The sequence below is a fragment of the Micromonospora sp. BL1 genome, from assembly GCF_003667485.1.
GTDB lineage: Bacteria > Actinomycetota > Actinomycetes > Mycobacteriales > Micromonosporaceae > Micromonospora > Micromonospora tulbaghiae.
Genome location: NZ_RCVK01000147.1, coordinates 65,032 through 83,908, shown reverse-complemented (window position 1 = coordinate 83,908; position 18,877 = coordinate 65,032). Strand labels below are relative to the sequence as shown.

Here is an 18,877-nt window from a genome sequence, read left to right as displayed (position 1 = left end):
ACGGGTGCCAGTTGACGAGCGCGTCGGCCTTGGCCTGTTCACCTGTGACGGCTCGACCTGTGAGAGTTGACCCTGTGAGAAAGTGGAGCCTCTCGCCCGATTGGGCGTTGCTGGGCGGTACCAACGTCACTAGGTTGCGTGGGGTGGCGCTGCCGCTGGCCTCCGTATTGACAGCCGGTACCTGATTGGGGTGGGTCGTGAAGGACGGGGCGATCATTCCCTCTCGAGACGACGACATGGTGCGGTCGGTCGGCCGCAGGCTAATCGATCTAGGGCTTGGCCAGGGCGGCTCGCTGCTTGTCCCGGGCAGACGGGCGTGGGCCCAGGAGACCGCGCGAGAGATGTTCCGCGCCTACAATGAGCGCCCGGACGAGGGCTCGGACGCCTTCCTCGTCAAGTTGCAAGGACAGCTCGATGATGCCTCCGATGAGGCCAAACTGCTGGCTGCGGAGCTGCTGACCCTTCAGGCGCTTCCGCTGAGCAACCTTACCCCGGCAACCAAGCGCAGACGTGTTGAGGCTGTATTGGCCTGGATGCGTACGCCTGTGAGCATCCCTGAGCCGATCCTGGCCGCCTTGCAACAGAAGACTTGGAACGGGGGAACCGGCGCCCACACGATGTTGTGGAAGTGGCTGGCCGACGCGGTCGAGTTTCTCCTGGCCTGGTGGGGGCTGCCTGAGCAACGGCGCGCCCTTGCTTTGGGCGACCCCTGGGTGTGGCAGGCGGTTGTGTACGAGAAGAAGCTGATGCCCTCGTTGCGAGAGGCGCTGCTCTACCTCGCGTTCCCCACGCACTTCTTGCCGATCGTCAACGTCGCTCATAAGCGGGCGATCCGCGACGCGTTCGCTCCGGGCGCCGCAGTGGCGCCGGCGCAAGACCTCAACCGAGACCTGTTCTACATCACCATAGAGGTGCAGAAGCAGGTTGGCGGGCAGAGAGTTGACTTCTATCGGCCGCCGTTTGCGAGTCAGTGGAAGCCGCCACCGCAGGGTCGACGTGCCTGGCTCGTGCGGTCCCGGGCGAGTGAAGACGTGCTCGACCAGTGGAAGAGCAGTCAGGTCGTCTCGCTGGCGGCCACCCGCATCGGCCAGGTGCCCGCGGGATCAGAGCGATCCGCTGTGCGGTCAGCCGTGGATAGCGGGTTTGGGCATGTGGACTATGCCGGGCGGCTCGTGCTCTCCACGGAGTACCACGCATTCCTTTCGCTGATGAACGTCGAGGACATCGTGGCGACAGTGGTCAACGACGAGCTGCACCTCGGCATCATCGATGGAGCACCAGACTACGTTTTCGACGGAGATGATCTGCTGCTGGTTAGGCCGGTGCAATGGGTGGCGATTGACCCGGTTCCGGTGGACACCCTTCCGGCGCCCCTGCCGGCGGAGCTGGATCAACAGGGTGTCGTCGTTGATTTGACTGGTGCGCTGGAGGCGCTCACGGGTCTGCTGGAGGAGGTGGTTGAGCCTGCCGGCGTCGAGGCAGACGGCGACAGTCGTGGCAGGCGGGCCGCACAGACTGTGCCTGCGTTGCCGCCGGCTACCGGCGGCCTTGCCGATCGCCTGAACCTTCCTCAAGACTGGTTGCAGAAGCTGCTCGATCTGTGGCAAGAGCGGTCTCAGGTCGTCCTCTTCGGCCCGCCTGGTACGGGCAAGACGTTCATCGCCCAAGCGGTGGCTAGACACATCGCAGAACGGGATGCGATCCGTCTGGTCCAGTTCCACCCCTCGTACGCCTACGAGGACTTCTTCGAAGGCTTCCGGCCCGTTGAGGGCGCAGACGGCGCGGCGGTGAGCTTCGCCAAGGTTCCCGGACCGCTTCGGGAGATCGCTGCAGCAGCCAGGGAGAACCCAAGCAAGCCGCACGTTCTGGTCATTGACGAGATCAATCGCGCTAACCTCGCGAAGGTCTTCGGAGAGCTGTACTTCCTCTTGGAGTATCGGCAGGCCACCGTCCGCCTTCAGTACTCGCCGGCGGAGGCGTTCAACCTGCCGCCAAACGTCTTGCTCGTCGGCACGATGAACACCGCCGACCGGTCGATTGCGTTGGTCGATGCCGCCATCCGCCGCCGCTTCGCATTTGTCGAGTTGCACCCGGACGAGGATCCGGTCTCGTCGGTGCTGCGCGTGTGGCTGACGAAGCAGGGCAAGGCCGATGACGAACGCCCCGCCCTGCTGGGTGCCCTAAACGCGGCGATCGGAACCGCTGACCACGATTTCAAGATCGGTCCTTCCTACTTCATGCGCCACACTGCCGAGCATGTCGACGGTCTGACACGGATTTGGGACCACGACCTTCTGCCGCTACTCGAGGAGCACTACGCGGGACGCCTATCACGCGCGGCGGTCCGCAGCCGGTTCGGGCTGTCGGCTATCCGCGCGGCTATCGCCACACAAGGGGCCCCTAATCGGCGGGTCGGGGACGACACCGAGGCTGCGCGCGTCACCGTGCCAGCCCAGAATCCCGACGTCTCCGGGAGCCTGGCGTGAACACCAGCACACCGGGTTCCATCGTCCTCACCGAGGTGGGATCCAAGGCGGCCGTGCTGGCACTGGACGACCATCAGGTCGCTGCTCTGCGTGCCGCGGGCCTCGTTACCGTGAGCCCTGCCGTCGGCGGCCAATGGAAGATCAAAGCCGGTCGAAAGGTCGGGGCAATCCGTGTCGGCAATCTCGAAGTCGAAGTGACGCCGAAGGTCGGCCTTGCCAACATGCTCTTCTTCCTCGGCTATGCGACCAACCCCGGATTCCGCCCGGAAGATGTGGCTGGCGTCCCCACCAGCGGACTGTGGCCGGCCCTGGCCACATCACTGATCCGCTCCATCCGTCGCGCACTCGCCTCCGGTCCGCTGCACGGGTATGCCACCGTCGACGACACCCTGCCGCTCGTACGCGGACGAATCCGATTCGGTGACCACGCGGCCGCACGTCCCGGCGTGCCGCTACCGGTCGAGGTGCGGTACGACGACTACAGCAAGGACATCCCGGAGAACCGTCTCCTGCGCACCGCCGTACAACGCATGCTGACCGTGCCGCGGTTGCGCGACGCCGATCAGGCTGATCTGACCGAGTTGGATGCCCGCCTAGCCGGGGTGCGCGTGCTGCCGCAAGGAGCTCCACTACCGGTGTGGCGCCCCAGCCGGCTCAACGCCCGATACGCCCCGGCGCTGCGCCTCAGCGAGCTGATTATGCAAGGCTGCTCTGTCGACCCCGGTATCGGGCGCTATGCCATAGCGGCCTTCGTCGTCAACATGGAGAAGGTCTTCGAAGCGTTCATCGGCGTGGCCCTACGCGAGGCGCTGTCGACCTACGGTGGCCACACCGAGACACCGGGCCGGTCGACGCTCGACATAGGGCAGTGCATCTCGATCGAACCCGATGTCCTGCACGTCGTGAACGGACGACCGGTGGCCGTATTCGACGCTAAGTACAAGATCGAGCCGGGGGCAGGGAAGCCGACCAACCCCGACGCCTACCAGATGCTCGCGTACTGCACTGCGCTGAACCTACGCAGCGGTTGGATTCTGTACGCCCAAGGCACGGAACCGGCCACCACATGGCGTGTTCGAAACACCAACACCACCATCGGCTACCGACCACTCAACCTGCGCCAACCACCGGGCCAACTCTTGAACGACGTTAACCATCTCGCCGAACTCGCCATGCGCGAGGCTGCTGTCTCTGCGTGACCGCCGACGCGCGTAAGTCAGGCCTTTCAGCTCGCCTCGACGCCGGCCCTGCGGCCAGCGCGATACGGTGCGGTCCGCGCCGTGGGAGCGCCGTTGCCCGTGCCGCCCGTCAGCGGGCCGCCGTCTGAAAGGTTAGTCATGCACATCCCGATCCTCTACTATGCCGCGGCCGGCGCCACCACCGTCGGGGGCATCGCCGCCGGGGTGCTCCTCGTCCGGCGTGGCCAGCAGGAGGCCGCCATCCAGCTCCAGAAGCGAGACAGCGCCGCGGTCGCCCAGGCCTTGCGCGAGGAGATCGACCTGGAATCACTTCGCGCCGAGGCCCGCGCGGCAGGAGTGGACCCAGAAGTGGTCGAGCAGGGCTACTACAACCTCCGAGACGGAGTCGTCAGGCTCGACCAGGTCGAAACCCGCATCGGCAGGCTGATCGCCGGCGCTCCGTAAGCCTGGCAGGCGGTCCACGGCGATGGACCGGGCGGGCGGTACGGTGCGGAAGTCAGGAGGTCACTGGCAGCCGGCATCCGCGACGGCGCCAGACCCGGGGAGATGTAGTCATGGATTTCCGCTCCACTGTTGGGCCGAGCGGGTCAGCGCCTTCGTCGACCGCCAGAGCTGGCCGCTCTCCTGTGAGGGTGATACGGTTCAGTGCGGCGCAAGCAGCGCGAGGCAGGATGTCACTCCCCGGCTTGAGTGGAACGATCCGCCGCAGGGTTAGGGTACCCATGCTTACTAATTCGGTATCCGAGTGCGTTCGTGCGCTTCCTAGTTCCGACCGGCCGGGCGGTGGGATTGGGGATCGACTATGGCACGAACCTCGTTGCTAGAGCAGCTTGTAGACCGTCGGCGCCAGTACACTCGCGAGCCGGCCAGCGCCGCAGTGCCGGCGGTTCGATCTGCGTTGGAGCGTCTTGGAAGACAGGATCGGGACGCTCTCGTTCGTGCCCTCCGCGCCGCGCCAGCACGGTTCCTGACCTCCCGTATCAACGAGGCGCCCCCGGGGCGCGTTATGCAGACCGTCTTCCCGGACGCCGTCAGCGTGGCGCAGCAGGAACTCGAGGCCGCCATGCTCCTCGCGGCCAGCCGTGCGGTGAACCACTTGCATCACTATCCACCAGCGAGCCTGCGTCGTCCGGCCCCCGTTTTCCGCTCCATATCGCCGGGGCACGCTCGCTCGACAACCGTAGTGGCTATGGCGGAGCGCGCCCTGGGCCCACTCCTTGCTGAGCTCTGGCCTCACGTCGTAGGGAAAGATGAGGTCCACGGAGTGCCGGGCGTACGGTTCCAGCGATACCGGCGATACGTGAAGCTGTTTCTTGTGCAGTGCGATGCGCCAGCATCCGTGATTATCAAGAATGTCGATAGGCGCACTTGGAAGGCAGCTCTCGCTTACGCCGATGCCTACTTCGACGTGACGCCCGGTCGTATCGACTGCCGCGCGCAGGCGCAGCCTCGCCTTACACGCGAGGAAGTTCGGGGTCTGGACGCTTTCCCTAGGGCTTACTACCCGGCTACCGGAAGTGCTCTCTTCCGGCGGCATCTCGCCCTAGATCGGCCGTATTGGTTTCAAGTCTGGACCGCCGACGGTGCCTGGAAGGTGGAGCGGCCATCGAACGTGGAGTCGTCAGCCGACGCCCTCGTCTTCCTGGATCCGGTCTTCGGCCTCAAAACGGCGGTCCGGACGGAACTGTTCGCCTCTTACGCGTACCTCGCTGAGGACGCACGCAGGTCAGCAGGCAGCGGCGGCGGAATCCGCCTACAGCTCCGCCAGCGTCGAGAGCATCCCGGTGAAGTCGACAACTCGGTGAGTGGGTTATACTCAGGCATCGATGCCTGGTTGGCGTGGTCCGCCATCGCAGTATCGTCTGGGCCGGGCAGTGTGTGATGAACGGCCGCGGTGAAAACGACGTCGAGTGGCACACCCTCCTCGACCATTTGTACCGGATTGAGTGGTGCCACCGCGCTCTAGCCAACCAGGTTCTGCGTGATCATGATGACACCCATTCGGGCGCGGCACGCTGGTGTGACGTCGAGAGCTGCCGGCTGGCAGCCGCCGACATCCGTCGATGACCCTCAAGCGGGAGTGGTGCAATTGAAAGGACCGGCCGGTCAGCCGCTGGCGGTGTAGTACCGAGAATGGGGGAGCGGGATGGGGGCGGACGGGTGCACTGAATGGCGTTGAACAGCATCCAACGGCCTTGAACGGTGTCCAACTGCACCCACCCCGACCTGCACGTTCTCGTTCCCGCAGGTCAGAGTCGGTGCGGCGTCCTGCTTCCCGCAAAGTGCTCGGCGTTTCTGGCTAATGTTCGACATGGCTCTATGTTGCCTGGCGGGAGAGTGTGCGCAGGTCGCGGCGGTAAGGAGCCGCTGGATGGCCTGGCCTTGCAGGTGGGAGCAGATTGGGCGCAGTCCGGCGAAGTGGTCGCCGCAGCCGAAGTGCTCACCGGTGCCGTGCCACGCCGAGGCCTCTGACCAGCGGTGATGCGGGTGAGTGGTTCGGTGTGACCTCCCAGAGACCTCCGAAGTGGTCAGCGCTGGCTGCTCCCTTCCGGCCCTACTGACGGCTCGTCGTCCTGGGCCCGCTGACGCAGTCGCCGGACCATCTTGCATCGACGTGCAGCTCTAGATCTGCTGCGGAGGAGCTGGTAGCGATTCCAGCAACTGAGACTCGAATCTCACCGGCAGTTACTGACAGGGCTTCCTGGGCGGTGACCACTTCGGCGCGCCCGAAAGCGTCAGCACCGGCGGCTCCGCTTCATAGGCCGACGACGTCCGCTCATAGCCGTGAGCGGATGCTGGTTGGCGGTCGTGTTGCCCCGACCGGGATAGTTAGATCGTGCCGAACTTGGACTTCTATGCTGCAGAGGACGACTGGTCCGCGGTGCTCGAGGCCCTCTTCGATCTGGGCTTGTTCCGTGTCTTCGAGTCCGACTCGGAGCCGGACTGCGAGCTGCGGGAATTCTCGGCTGCCGCTGAAGTTGCTGCTGCTCCACGTGGACGGCACCTGGCGTTGTTCGTCGTCGGTTGCGGGCCGGCGCCTATAGCTAGGCGGATCGACCGGCTTCCGGGCTTGCCGGGAGGCCCGACGTTCCGGTACTGCTGCGAAGGCTGGGGTCTAGTTCAGCTCTACTACGGCGGCCCGGTTGGGGCGCAGGAGGTGCGATGGAGCCATAGCAACCACAACTCGGAGAAGCGTGCCTCGGCGTGGGCGACCGCCGTGCCGCGACTCGGTGATCCCGCCGCATGGAACTGGGCAGCGGTCACAAGCGCCTCCGGCAGGCTAAATCGGGTGATTCGCCGGATGGCTGTCAGCAAGATCGGCTCTCGCCCCGTGCTGCCGCACGCTGCGCAGTTCATCGCAGACGCCGGCTTGCGATACGAGTACGGCATGGGCATCCACGCCACCCCGCCCTACGGCACCCATTCGAGCCGATGACCGTCCTCATCTGCCGCTGGCCGCATGCCCGATCAGCATTCGCTCGTCCCGACGGTCGGAGCTGATGGCTCGGCTGCTTTCAGTCCTTGAGTGGATCCCAGTGGTTGCTGTAGCGCAGCAGTGATTGGGCCAGGTCGGGGTGAGCGGCCGCCCACACGGTGTCGAAGAGGAACCACTGCTGGTGCCCGAATGACTGGCCACAGCGCATGGTGACTTGGGCGAGATGTTCGTCGACCTTGATGCGCGATGCGTCGGGGAGTCGGCCGTCGACGTATCGGCCCATTGTGAGGAGCTTTATGGCTTCGCCGTGGGCGGCGCGCACATCATGTGAAGCCAAACCGTCACAGGTCAACCGGACGACGGCACAGCCGGCTGCCGGCCGGTGTGGGAGGACTTTCTGTACGTCAATCAAGGCGGCCCGCAACGGGCCGCACGCGCCGCCGCCTCGGCGCGCGCCGGCCGCTGCCGCTGTCGCTCTGCGGCCGTCACGCCTGACGCCCGGCGGCCGGCGGAGAGCGGGACGCCGGAGGGCCGCCGCATACGGTAGCGCCGAGAGTGGTTAAGTTCGTGGGCCGGCAGCCGGCCGCGCCGCGCCCGAGCAGCGTGGCGCAGGGAAGGGCACGCCGGGTTCGCGCGGCGAGTCGCGGCGGCGGACCGGTTGCAGTCACTGCGCCTCCGGCGGAGGCGCAACGACTCCAGGATGGCCAGGGCTCCGTCGGCGTGTTGCGATCCGTGGGGTGGTTGCGCAGGGCCATCCCGCCAGCCGACGACCCGGGCGAGCCGAGCAGACCACCGCCGGGCCCGCCAGCGTCCGTGCGAGCCGTCAAGGTCCGCTTGACGTAGCGGGCCGGACGGCGGCCCGCTCCCCAGGAGGGCGGGTCGGCGGCTTACGGGATTGCGGATGAGCCGAGCGTGCGCTGTGGCAGTAGCCGCCCGCTGGCTGGAAAGATGCGAGCGTGACGGGTGCGAGTGCGACGGTTGACAAGTTGGCGGCGATGGTCGGCTGGAACGGCAGTTCTCCGTACCGCCCGGACTGGTCGTCGTTGCAGGTTGCCTTCGGTCACCAATTCCCGACGGATTTTCGGCAGTACGTGGAGCGGTTCCCTCCGGGCGCGTTCGACTTCGTTCAGGTGTTCCACCCGTACGAGTGGGACTACAGCGAGAGCCCCACGGTCTACGTCGAACAACTTCTAGCCCGTAACGACCTGGCCAATGACATCGAGGATTATTACAGGTTCGGCAACAATTTGGGCGAACTGTTCGCTTGGGGGACGGTCAACGGCGAATTTGAGCTTTGCTGGGAACTGACCAGCAAGCCCGCCGACACGTGGACGTGCGTGGTGGCCGACATTCGCGGCAGGACCGGGAACGCTATCCAGGCGGCATGTTGGACCTACTGCTGGATGCTCTGGGCAGCACCGGAAGGATCAGCTCGCTGGACTACCTCCGTGAGGTCCTGCCAACCACCTTCGAGCCGTACTCGTAGCCCAAGGATGAACGTGTGCACGCCGCACCCTGACGGGTGGTTAACTGGGTGTCGATCGAGAAGCACCGGGCTGGACGTTGGCGGACCGTAGCGGACAGCCAGCACAGGCCGCTAGTTGCTCCAGGCCGGCAGGCACCGATGGTTCTTTCGAAACGAAGAGGTCATCGCAGCTCGAACGTGAATAGCTCCTCGTGGCCGGCCTCTCGGTCCTCGGCCTCCACGGCTCGCAGGAGGCAACAGATCCTTTCGAATCGCCTCGCTCCGAGATTACTCTCACTGACCTGCCAGTCAGTCCAGACCACGGCGACCGGGCGGGGGACATCCCTGCTCAGTCGGTCCCACAGAGCATCCAGGTTCGCACCGTAGTACGGCCCGAAGTCGAGAGCACGGGCCAGGAGTAGGTGAAGGTCGGCTTCGGTTCGCACCTCGCGGCCGTCGATTTCCAAGAGCATATGTCCTCACCCGTCCCTGCTGGCAGCTACGCCACCGACGCGCCTCTCGTCTGGGCAAGGCTCGTGCCCGATCCGTGCCGACACAGCGGTCAACACGGGGCGACAGGCACACGTGAGCTACCCGACGATCAACGTTCGGTAGCGATCCCTGATGCTGCAACTACCCACCGTGTAGATCAACCCGATTCTCGAGCTGAGGCTATGCACCTTCCAAACTGACGGTGCAAGCGAAGGGCTGGCGGGTGCATCAATCCTTTGGCTTCCACCAGGCCGCGAGGAGCCCTACGGCGACAACCAGGAAGAGGCAGCTGAGTCCCGCGCAGACCAGCAGGCCGACTGGCCAGAATCCCGATTCCATCATGGCCAGGATCGTAAGCGGACTGTCACCGCTGCTGCCGACAGCAACGGTGACAGCAGCGGGCCGGGACTAGGGCGGCCCGCTGGCGGCCGGAGGAGGACAGATGCCCGAGGTCGCGGATGCGGACGGGCCCCACCGGACGATGCGCCCGGAACTTACAGGCGAGGGGTTGTGTAGGTCTGATCTACTGCCGAGATGCGTGGTCATCGCCTCTACCTCGTTGTGCTCGCTGCGGGCGTGATGACGGCAGGGGCCAGCCTCATGGTCGCTTTGGGCTACCTGGAGCAACCAGGACCCTTTAACCAGGCGATATTGGGTGCGATTGGCGGCGGGATGACGGGGGCAGGTTTTCGCCGTTGGCGGAAGCGCCGCTCGTCGGTCTCGGGGCACGCAGGGGGCACAAGACAGCGTGAAACGTCGGCAATCAACGACCAGCGACGTGAGGCCCAGGCAGGACGCGGCCAGGGCGTCGACTAGGCCGGCGCAGCTCAGGCGACCGCCCGTCTGAATTCCGCTGCAATTTCTGGCCAGCTCGACTACACCGTCGCGGACCCGGCGATCAGTCGTCGACGTTGTACTCGGACTCCTCGATGAGGTCTGCCACGAAGGTTTTGAAGTCGGGAGCAAGGACAGTGATCTGGTAGTTCCGCTCCTGGTCGACGTGTACGACGGCCGGCTCACCGAGCGAGCGGTAGTCGAGGGCGATCATGTCGTGACCCGCCGACGGGCAGTCGACGATGTAGATGCCGATGGCGGAGTAGTCCCATTCGGCTACCCAGAACGCGCTGCCGAGCTCGCCGCAGAGGCTGAAGTCAGCAGTTCGACCGATCGCCGCGAGCGAGAACACGCCAACGTGGTCCCCAGCCCATGAGGTTCGGCTGGGCGCGGGGTGGGCCGCACGGGCGAACGCACCGCCGTTGTGTCGACGAGCCAGGTCCACGTACGCGGCAGGCAGTTGGTATCCAAGCTGCGCTTCCACCGCCCGTAGAGTCTCGTCGGTGAGCGGATCCTCCAACGGACCGGATCCGTCGAAGACAGTTGCGGGATCGAGCACGGGTCGACGGTAGTCGGTTAGAGCCGGCCCCAGGGCGTCAGTAACCCTGCTGCTGCCGACAGCAACGGTGACAGCAACAGGGCCGAACCGTGAGAGCCGATACCGGCCGGCGGCAGATCAACGCTCGACATCAGAGACCTGCGCGGACGGTGCCGGACGATGCGCCCAGAACTTGCAAGCGAGAGGTCGAGGTCGAAGAGTTCGGCTTACCGAGAAAGCGGGTTGGCTACGTAGACGCCCTTGCCTTGCCGGCCGTCGATCAGCCAACCACCGGGCGGAATGGCCGGTGATGTGGACGCTCAAAGTTTCTGTACACCCTCAGGGCGGCCCGCAAGGCGGGCCGCGCCGGCCGACCACGCCGAGGGACGACAGCCTTTGAAGACCTCGGGGCTCCGCCCCGAAACCCCGACCCTCCTCAGAGATGCCGCCGCGGATCACCTCGCCGGGCACCACACGGGCTACCAGCCTCCCCGGACGGGGACAAGGTGGAGCGCCCTGCCGGACGAGCGACCTTGGACCCGTCCGGGGAGGCTTGACGGCCTACGACTGCCCGACGAGGAGATCCGCCTCACCAGCCCGTCCAGGCTCATGCTTTCCGGATGTACCCGGCCCGCCCGCGTGCCGGTTCGGTCCTACGTACCGTTGTGCGGGTCGGTGCTGACATAGAGCACCATCGCGACCAGAGCCAGCACGTCCACCGCCAAGAGGACGAGGTGTACATACCGGTACCGGCGCACCACCGTGCCGACCATGAGTGTCGCCGGCGTGTCATCCAAGAGCGCCGCGATCCGGTTGAAGCGTCTGCGGTACCCGGCCAGGGTCAACCGGTGGGGACCGCCTACGCCGGGAATCAGGGCGGCAATCGGAACGGGCGAGTGCCCCGAGACCCGCAGCTCGATGCTGAGCCGAACAATCCCTCCGACGCCGTCGACCAGTGACCGTGGAACGCTGTACTTGACGAGGGGGTTGGCGACGACGACATGCGTTCGAGTCACCGCCACGAAGGCAGCCGGCCCCGCGAGGTACATGAGCAGCACCAGCGTGCCCATGGGCACAAGAAACAGCAGCAGCCGCATCTGGGCGGTGTAGGGGATGTCGGTGGGCGCTACGCAGGCGAATATGCCCATCGCCGTGCCCGCGGCGATCGCCAACAGGGCGAGCGGGTCATTCCGCCGGATCATGGCCTCAACTCCCCAACAGGCCCGCTGGCCGCTCCACGTGGCTACAGTCGAGGTCCGCAACTGCACCGAGTCGCCGCTCGGCATCGGTGCCCCAGGCTAGCGGCAGTATTCGACACCGGCTGGCAGCAGTTCTGATCTTTGCAAGGCAGGGGAGTAAGGGCGTGCCCGTCGCGTGCCCGATGGGACGGGACCCGAGGGTTAATGGCGGTCAGCTACTCGGCGTGGCAGCTGGTATGGGGGCGCAGGTCAAACCAGGTCACCGCCCTGCGACTTCCGGCCGTGTTCACACTTTTAAGCCGCGTGTGGCCGGTTCGTATTCTGCCGGGGCACCTCGAAGATCAGCTAACGTCGGTTTACGTGCCCTAGAAGTGATCGCAGTACGGAGAGCGAAGACGGCTCCTCAGAGTGGTTGGGGCCGTAGCGCAGTACGCGTCCGGCGTCGTACGTCTCGGCCTGACGAACGGGCCAGCCGTCATCGCCTACTTCGAAGTACCAGACCGAGTGGCCCCAGCCAGCGAACTCATCGCCTCGGTTCTCCGCCCAACCGACGGCGGTAGAAGCGATTCGGGATGGCGGAAAGAGTACTCCCGGCACGTCCGCTTCTGGCCGCCTTCCATGCTGCAGAGCGTTCCAACTTATCGGGACTGGGTTTGCTTCTCGGCCTGTTCGAGCCATCCTCGGTACCAGCGCGTGAAGCCTGTCGGGCTCCCGTCGGGCTCGTGCAGAGGCAGGAACCCGCCGTCGCTGGCGGTGTCGTCGCCCCACATCTGACCGCGAGCTGGTCCGCTGATGACGAGGGCTTCGCGGTAGGCGCAGCCGAGGTGACAGAGGTAGAGCAGCCCGATGGAGTGTTCGGGCGAGAAGACGACAGCTTCGTGCTGCTGCCAGTAGGCGTCTTCAGCCTCGTTGAACTTGTCTTCGGAGTCGAAGTCCACCTTGCCAGGGGGATCGGGCAGGTCGTCCGCGGGGTTGAATGCATCGGTGTGCGGGAACGGCCGGCTCAACGTCTTCAGGTCGGTGAGTTCGGCACCGTCGCCTTCCCAACGCCAGCGGCCGTCTACCCGTTGAGCGGGAAAGAGGCCGTACGCCGGGCCTGCGCTCCCGCGACTGACCTGTAGGAGGAAGGAACGGTATTCGGCGGGTAGCTCGACATCTAACTGTGATTCCAGCTCGGCCAGCTCATCCGTGGTCAGAGGCGGCTCGCGTCGCCACTGATGGCCGATGGCTCCAAAAACCATGCCGGCAGACGGGTGCATCGACAGTCTGGCCAGGCGATCGGGCACATCCGACCAATCCGAGAGGACCACGGCAACACCCTAGACATTGTGCTGCGGGCGCGCGGTCATGCCGCTGAGCGTCGGTGGTCAGCCGGCGAGGTCAGTCACGTCGTCGGCGACGGTCTGCTCGCTGCTGTGTGTCTCCTCGGCTCGCCCGATCGGGCCGCGGAACTGCGCAGCAGGGGAACCGGCCGATCTCCGCCAGTGGTTCCGCAGTGGGCGAGCGCCGAACACGCGAGTGAAAGCAGTGTTGCTGCGACGCCCGCCGACGGTGTCGCGACCACTTTGTGACGTAGATCACTCGCCTCGCTATGCTGAGCCCTCGCGGGCGGGGCGTGCTGATTCGCAAGTAGTCAGCTACCCACCCTGAGGCCCTCGATGGTCGCCCGGGCGGGCACACACGTACTCCCCTGAACGAACAGCCTCGCCGACAGCAGCGGCGGCCGAGAGAGCCTGGTCCACAGCGGATTCGAGGGGATCGTCGGAGGCCCCGACCGTGGCTACGCTGGCCCGCATGCCAACTCTGATATCGCCCACCAGCAGCCTGTTCGCCGCCTTCCAGGACTGCCGCGACGACTGGGGACCCGGTCTGCACGAGGACGGCTTCGGCATCGGCCCCGAAGACGACCTGGACTCGCCCGACGGCTTCGCCGACTGGGTGCGGCGACGTGTCCGGCTCGACCACGGGGCCGGGGCGCCATGCCCCGACGAGAGGCACGCCTCCTGCCGATGGATCCTCGAGGACGGGCAGGTGCTCGGGGGGATCGCGATGCGGCACTGGCAGGACGACGACCTGGGCCAGATTGGCTACGGCGTACGTCCCTCCGCCCGCCGGCGCGGCCTGGCGAGCTGGGCCCTGGGCGAGATGCTCCGCGAGGCCCGCACCGTGCTGGGTCTGCACCGGGTGCTCATCCCCTGCCTGGAGGACAACCTCGCCTCGGCACGCACCATCGAAAGCCAGGGCGGCGTGCTCCAGGGAATCCTCGACACCGGGCGCGTCCGGGTCCGCCGCTACTGGATCACGCTCAGCCGCTGACCTGTCCACCGGCGCCGGACATCAAGAAGAGCCCTTGTACGCGGAGCGAAGGAACGACCGGCGGAAGGGGCCGATTCGGACAGGGAAACCGTCCGGGACCGCTGACAGGGACGGATGAGCCTCGCCCAGATCGAACGCACTGATCTGCCGCGTATAAGGCGCGGTTACGGGCCTGTTGCGCCAGGGATCACGAAGTGTCAGCTGAGGGGTGGCCGGTCGATGACTTCGACGTGCATGATCAGGTTGTCGACCACATCGAGGACGAGCATTCCCGGCCGGGACGGGCTGAGCCCGACGTTTCGGTGGCCGGGGCCGTAGGCGCCGTTCGGTGGAGGCTGCGTGTAGAAGCTCTGGCAGAAGGCGTCGCGGCAGTCACACTGCTGGCGGATTCGGAGGTCGGCGACCTGCCCCGCCAGGTCGTCCTCGTCTGCTTCGCAAAGCGCGCCGGCAAGTTCCGCTGCGAGTCGCGGCCATCGGTCGCTGACCAGTGCGGATTCTTCGTGCGTCATCGCCTGCGACGGTAGACGGCGAAACCCTCTTCGTCGCTCTCATTCCCGCCGCGCGTTTGCGGGTGCCTGGCGTTGTCCACGTTCAGCCGGCCGCCGGCTCGGCGTCCGCTCCGTCGAGGCGCAGCTCGGCTGCGAACTCGGAGAAGGTTTCGGCGACCGTTCGCCAGGTGTAAGGCGCAGAGCTGGTCCAAACATCGCTGGCAACGACTCGTGGATCAGCCGAACTCGTTCGGTAGTCGAGCGCAATCGCGGTGTCGTCACCGGCGTACTGCGCCACGGCGACGAAGAAGGCGCGGTCGACGTCGAGCCACGGGAGTTCGACCGCACCGGTTGCCGTCGGTTCTCGCGCGCATCGGAACAGCTCCGCCGTTTCATCATCCTGGATCAGGCGGTCGAGCGACTGTGACTCCCACTCCATCTGCTCGATGCTGCCGAGAAAGTCCAGCGGATCGTGGAACCAGGGCATGACCCGAGCGACAGCAGGCTCGCCCGGATGGTTCCACCTGCCCTCCCGCAGGAGAACGAGGAGCAGGTCAGGAACAACGAGACCGCGGACCCGAACCGTCGCCGGATAGTCGTCCTGCACGCTCGTCCCTTCGTGGCCGACGCGGCTTGCTTGTCGTCTCGTCGAGTATCCGCTCATGCCGCCGACCGGCGTCACGGTGCGTGACGAGCGGCCCGTGCAGTGAGCAGGCGGGGCTGCCGCGCGTTCGTTAGGTACCGAACCCGCCGCACAAGTAGTACAGGCCCGCGGCCAGCCCCAATATCCAGCCAGCCACGAGGCCAGACGATGACCCACGGCCGAGCCGTCCGGACAGCGCGAAGCAGCTGCCCAGCAACACCAGCTGCGCAATGCCGTACGTGAGTACGCCGAAGAAGAGCGCCGCGAATCTCCCACCGGCATCCAAGTCCGCACTCGGGCCGCCACCAGCGGCGGTGGCCAGGGCAGACGTGAACCCAACAGCAAGGCCGTGCCCAGTGAGGGCAACGACCGCTCCGGCAACCATCGGCCTGGTGATCGTCACCGCCGGAGCGTGACATACGTCGAAGGAACCGGGCTACCTCAGCCCGAACGGTTTACGAAACCGCCTCGCACAGCCGGCAGGCGGAGCCGCACTGATCTGCCGCTGATAAGGCTCGGCAAGTCTGAGCTTGTCGGGTTGACAACTGGGGCCGTGGGAGCGGATCGGGAGCAGTTGAGCCCAACGGTTGCTGAGCGGGCGTTGGCGTCACTAGGACGGCTTGGGCAAGCGGCCACGGCGTCTGACGAACGACGTGCAGGACGGTCCGGCAGCCTGGAGGCATCAACCCGGTCGCGGGCCCCTGATCGGGGGAGCAGGTTGGGAGCAACAGGGCGTCCTGAACGGCGCTGAACCGCACCTAACGGCATCTGACCGCATCACCCACCCTGCCTGCAGCTTTGCGTTTCCGCAGGTCAAAGTCCGCGCGGCGTCCTGCTTCACACCGAAGAGGTCACTGGTTCGATCCCTGTATCGCCCACGCAGGTCAAAGGCCACTTCCCGGCTCCGGGAGGTGGCCTTCCTGCTGTTGTGATGCAGCAGTTCTCGTCAGCGGTTCAGTAAGTCGCCGAGGCGCTTGAGTGGGTCTCTGGTCTTTGCCGATATGACCTGCGTGTAGATCTCCATCTTCACCGAGAAGCGGGCGTGCCTCAGCACCTGCATGGCGGCTCTGGGGTGGACGTCGAGGGCGGCCAGGGGGGCAGTGATGGTCAGCGACGGAGCGGGCAGCAGACCGTCTGCCAAGGCCCGTACTCGGCCGGGACGTCACACCAGGGCGACCCAATCCGGACCCGCACCTGATCCCGTCGACAAGCTGCCGCTTCTCCCCTTCGGCGGCCGCCCCCTTCGCCGACGCGGCAGGCAGCAGCGCAATGAGCCACTGCCACTGAGCAGTCGGCCGGTGGGATCGAGAGCCGACAGGGCGTGGCCCGCATCAGCGGCAGGGTGGCCGCCCAGCATCTCCAGCGCGAGTCCAGCGATCCGGCAGAAAGGCCGCGCTGGTGTGCTCGACGGGGGCCGGAGTAACACCGGGTGCCGACACGTCAACGTGTCGTGAAACTGCTGTCGAGCCAATTAGGTTCGGCGTTGCCTACAGAGCGATGCGGTTGACGACCGATCGCTGGACCGGACCGGTGTACTCGGTGAGGCTGAAGCGGCGATGCCCATCCGTGGGATGAACGGTGACGGCGACAACGCTCTCGTCTTCGATTCGCAGCGCGAAGACGGGGTCGAGTTCGCACAGGAATGCAAACGCCTCGCGGTCCTCGTCGCTGTCGCTGACCAGGCGACCATTCGCCTCCCAGCCGCCGGTGGCTGCGGCGATCACGACGACCACCTCGACGCTGTCGAGCAGAGTGGACGAGTTCGCCCTCCAGTCCAGCCAGCAGCGGCCCTCGAAGCGGTCCATGCCGTCATCCTTTCAGGGCGAGGCCCGGACGGCGGCCAGCCTGTCGGGTCTCGGGACGTGCGTGACGGAGCAGTCTCAGGACGTGAGTGACGTATCCGGCTGGACGATCTTGTCTGCCTCGGGCAGTTCGTGTCGACAGAGTTGCGGACGGTAGGTGTAGGCGAACCGGTAGCGCCACCTCCCTGCGGTGGGGCCTTACTGTACTGGGCTCGATCCTTGAACTGGATCGACAGCGAGAGGTGCAGATGATGGACGAGCATGTCGGTAAGCAGGAGGGGCCGTCCGCGGAAGAACTCGCGAGCCGCACTAGGTGGTTTGGGCAGTACATCGAGGCGTTGAACCAGCGATCTGTAGTGGCTGAAGCGGGTGGCGAACCGTACGCGTGTCCCTGCTGTCGGCACCCGACGCTTGAGGGGCGAGGCCAGTTCGAGATCTGCTTCGCCTGCGGCTGGGAGGACGACGGGCAGGATGACGAAGACGCTGACACGGTGCGAGGCGGCCCCAACGGTTCGCTCAGTCTGACGGATGCCCGGCGTGCCTACGCCGAACGGCCGGTCAGCCTGGCAGATGCGCGGCGTGCCTATGCCAGACGACAAGCCCGTTGGGCAGAGCGCAGACGCCGATCGGCGTCCGAGACGACTTGAGGTGATTGGATCGCACGCCGATCGCTTCGGCGCTCTCGGGAGTGTTACCCAGGTCCTGATACCGATCCGTTACGAAGGTCCCGAGAGCGGACGCGGACGGCTGCCACTTGTGATCCGACAGGCCGCGCGCGTCGTCGAACCTGGGCCGGGCCTACCGGCCCGCCGCCGCGCCTCTGGCCTTCGGCCGCCATCGCGACGGTGACAGCCCGCCGGCGGTGCGACATACGAAGAAGCCCCGGGCCGCCATGATCGATGACGGTTCCAGGGTTTCAACTTGGTCCAGACACAGGCAGTGCCTCCGGCGGGGCGCTCAGGCGCTCTGGGATGGTGTCGCCATCCCGACAACCTCCGTCCGGGCGGAGCTCCGCGGGGCGCGGACGAAGGTCGATGGGATGGCCAGAGGGTGCAGTCGAAGGGGTCGGATCGGCGCGAGCGGATAGGCGCGACATCCGTCAATGCTTCTACATGGATCTATGAGCCCCGAACTCAATGATCTGCTTCCTAGCGCCGTCCTGGGTGGCGTCTGCTGCGGCTTGCCGATGTTGGTCCTCATATGGGTTACGTCTGGTGGCAAGGATCGATCACTGCCCCGATGAACCGGTCAATAGCGGCTATCAACGGGCCGTGGCGTGACACTAGCGGATCCCTCTCGTGCTTCGGAGTCAGGCGGGCTGACCCCTGACCATTCCGAGGAACACGATTCCCAAGCTAGGGTCAGCGCCACCTACGATTATGTCCGTGACTCACTGGTCTGAGATTGCCCGCGTCGCCGAGGAACGGGGCGACTGGGATGGAGCAATCGCAGTGGTCGGTGCGGTCGCGGAGTGCTACAGCGCCGACCACGAGCGTCATAACGCACACCTGCAGCACATGGATCTGCTTGCCCGCGCCGGCCGTCATGTCGAGCTGGCGACTCTCGGCCAACGTGATGTACATGCGCGCAGGCGGCTGAATCGGCTGTTCTACGAAGAAGGCAGGTTGGAGGATCTGCGACAGCGAGCGCGTTCCGGAGATGGTGGAGCGCGGTACCTCCTCGAACGCCTTGCCGGAGATCGAATTGGTTCGGGTGCCGAGCAGGTGGGTGACTAGCTGGGTGACGGCCGACGCGGCCGAGACCGGACGTCCACGGACGATGGTGGACCGTTCCGGCAGCTCAGCTATTCGCCCAGCTCATCGACGCTTGGTCATTGCTTCACACCGAAGAGATCACTGTTTGATCCCAGGGGTGCGGTGCGCAAGGCCACTTCACCGAGAAGTGAGCAGCATGGGACATCCACGTGTGAAGAGTCGGGGTACCGTCGATGGGGTGGCGGCCGGCTGATTAGCCGGGCC

General features: G+C 65.9%; 18 protein-coding genes and 2 pseudogenes. 9 read left to right on the top strand and 11 right to left on the bottom strand.

What is annotated here, in order from left to right:
• Window positions 1-197: 197 nt before the first annotated feature.
• The 5 genes from EAD96_RS04470 to EAD96_RS04445 all read left to right on the top strand — a co-directional run bounded on the left by EAD96_RS04470 (window position 198) and on the right by EAD96_RS04445 (window position 7,121).
• Window positions 198-2,486 carry an AAA family ATPase gene (locus EAD96_RS04470; protein ID WP_233585443.1) on the top strand — a complete coding sequence of 763 codons (2,289 nt, stop codon included), beginning with the start codon at window positions 198-200 and terminating at the stop codon, window positions 2,484-2,486.
• Window positions 2,483-3,685 (top strand): McrC family protein, encoded by a 1,203-nt coding sequence (locus tag EAD96_RS04465; RefSeq protein WP_233585441.1) that lies wholly within the window; start codon window positions 2,483-2,485, stop codon window positions 3,683-3,685. The genes EAD96_RS04470 and EAD96_RS04465 overlap by 4 nt, the downstream gene beginning before the upstream one ends.
• 138 nt (window positions 3,686-3,823) lie before the next feature.
• On the top strand, window positions 3,824-4,129 hold the full coding sequence (locus tag EAD96_RS04460) for a hypothetical protein (RefSeq protein ID WP_121683375.1): 306 nt from the start codon (window positions 3,824-3,826) through the stop codon (window positions 4,127-4,129).
• Window positions 4,130-4,985: 856 nt separating this feature from the next.
• On the top strand, window positions 4,986-5,567 hold the full coding sequence (locus EAD96_RS30975; protein WP_158614775.1) for a hypothetical protein: 582 nt from the start codon (window positions 4,986-4,988) through the stop codon (window positions 5,565-5,567).
• A gap of 954 nt (window positions 5,568-6,521) precedes the next feature.
• Window positions 6,522-7,121, top strand: a complete 600-nt coding sequence (locus tag EAD96_RS04445; protein ID WP_121683373.1) for a hypothetical protein — start codon at window positions 6,522-6,524, stop codon at window positions 7,119-7,121.
• Between the two features lie 79 nt (window positions 7,122-7,200).
• On the opposite strand, the gene EAD96_RS04440 is transcribed toward EAD96_RS04445, so the two are convergent.
• Entirely contained in the window at window positions 7,201-7,473 is a 273-nt protein-coding gene (locus EAD96_RS04440; RefSeq protein WP_233585440.1) for a hypothetical protein, read from the bottom strand.
• Between the two features lie 604 nt (window positions 7,474-8,077).
• Between EAD96_RS04440 and EAD96_RS30780 the strand changes: the two genes are divergently transcribed.
• Window positions 8,078-8,698: a hypothetical protein gene (locus tag EAD96_RS30780; protein WP_147457832.1), complete on the top strand. Its 621-nt coding sequence runs from the start codon at window positions 8,078-8,080 to the stop codon at window positions 8,696-8,698.
• A 70-nt stretch (window positions 8,699-8,768) separates the two neighbouring features.
• Here EAD96_RS30780 and EAD96_RS04435 read toward each other — a convergent pair whose 3' ends face one another.
• The 4 genes from EAD96_RS04435 to EAD96_RS04420 all read right to left on the bottom strand — a co-directional run bounded on the left by EAD96_RS04435 (window position 8,769) and on the right by EAD96_RS04420 (window position 12,959).
• Window positions 8,769-9,059: a barstar family protein gene (locus tag EAD96_RS04435; RefSeq protein ID WP_121683371.1), complete on the bottom strand. Its 291-nt coding sequence runs from the start codon at window positions 9,057-9,059 to the stop codon at window positions 8,769-8,771.
• Between the two features lie 917 nt (window positions 9,060-9,976).
• Window positions 9,977-10,471, bottom strand: coding sequence for an SMI1/KNR4 family protein (locus EAD96_RS04430; RefSeq protein ID WP_091329284.1), 495 nt, complete (start codon window positions 10,469-10,471; stop codon window positions 9,977-9,979).
• A gap of 632 nt (window positions 10,472-11,103) precedes the next feature.
• Window positions 11,104-11,652 (bottom strand): hypothetical protein, encoded by a 549-nt coding sequence (locus EAD96_RS04425; RefSeq protein WP_141722517.1) that lies wholly within the window; start codon window positions 11,650-11,652, stop codon window positions 11,104-11,106.
• 635 nt (window positions 11,653-12,287) lie between these two features.
• Entirely contained in the window at window positions 12,288-12,959 is a 672-nt protein-coding gene (locus EAD96_RS04420) for an SMI1/KNR4 family protein (protein WP_233585438.1), read from the bottom strand.
• 484 nt (window positions 12,960-13,443) lie between these two features.
• Here EAD96_RS04420 and EAD96_RS04415 point away from each other — a divergent pair, with 484 nt between their 5' ends.
• Window positions 13,444-13,965: a GNAT family N-acetyltransferase gene (locus EAD96_RS04415; RefSeq protein WP_121683391.1), complete on the top strand. Its 522-nt coding sequence runs from the start codon at window positions 13,444-13,446 to the stop codon at window positions 13,963-13,965.
• A 197-nt stretch (window positions 13,966-14,162) separates the two neighbouring features.
• Here EAD96_RS04415 and EAD96_RS04410 read toward each other — a convergent pair whose 3' ends face one another.
• From EAD96_RS04410 to EAD96_RS04385, 6 genes and pseudogenes are all read right to left on the bottom strand, one after another.
• A complete protein-coding gene (locus EAD96_RS04410) occupies window positions 14,163-14,474 on the bottom strand; it encodes a hypothetical protein (RefSeq protein WP_121683370.1) in 312 nt (103 codons plus the stop codon).
• 82 nt (window positions 14,475-14,556) lie between these two features.
• Entirely contained in the window at window positions 14,557-15,060 is a 504-nt protein-coding gene (locus tag EAD96_RS04405) for a hypothetical protein (RefSeq protein WP_091329279.1), read from the bottom strand.
• Window positions 15,061-15,187: 127 nt separating this feature from the next.
• Entirely contained in the window at window positions 15,188-15,499 is a 312-nt protein-coding gene (locus tag EAD96_RS04400; protein ID WP_091329277.1) for a hypothetical protein, read from the bottom strand.
• Window positions 15,500-16,042: 543 nt separating this feature from the next.
• A pseudogene (locus tag EAD96_RS04395) lies at window positions 16,043-16,189 on the bottom strand (site-specific integrase); the annotation flags it as partial.
• A 35-nt stretch (window positions 16,190-16,224) separates the two neighbouring features.
• Window positions 16,225-16,367: pseudogene (locus EAD96_RS31435) on the bottom strand (transposase); the annotation flags it as partial.
• Between the two features lie 216 nt (window positions 16,368-16,583).
• Window positions 16,584-16,901 carry a hypothetical protein gene (locus EAD96_RS04385; protein WP_121683369.1) on the bottom strand — a complete coding sequence of 106 codons (318 nt, stop codon included), beginning with the start codon at window positions 16,899-16,901 and terminating at the stop codon, window positions 16,584-16,586.
• 248 nt (window positions 16,902-17,149) lie between these two features.
• Here EAD96_RS04385 and EAD96_RS04380 point away from each other — a divergent pair, with 248 nt between their 5' ends.
• Together EAD96_RS04380 and EAD96_RS30775 are read left to right on the top strand one after the other, a co-directional pair.
• Entirely contained in the window at window positions 17,150-17,545 is a 396-nt protein-coding gene (locus tag EAD96_RS04380; protein ID WP_121683390.1) for a CPCC family cysteine-rich protein, read from the top strand.
• Window positions 17,546-18,283: 738 nt separating this feature from the next.
• The gene (locus EAD96_RS30775; RefSeq protein WP_147457831.1) at window positions 18,284-18,634 is read left to right on the top strand and encodes a hypothetical protein; all 351 of its coding nucleotides are present in this window, start codon (window positions 18,284-18,286) and stop codon (window positions 18,632-18,634) included.
• Window positions 18,635-18,877 lie beyond the last annotated feature (243 nt).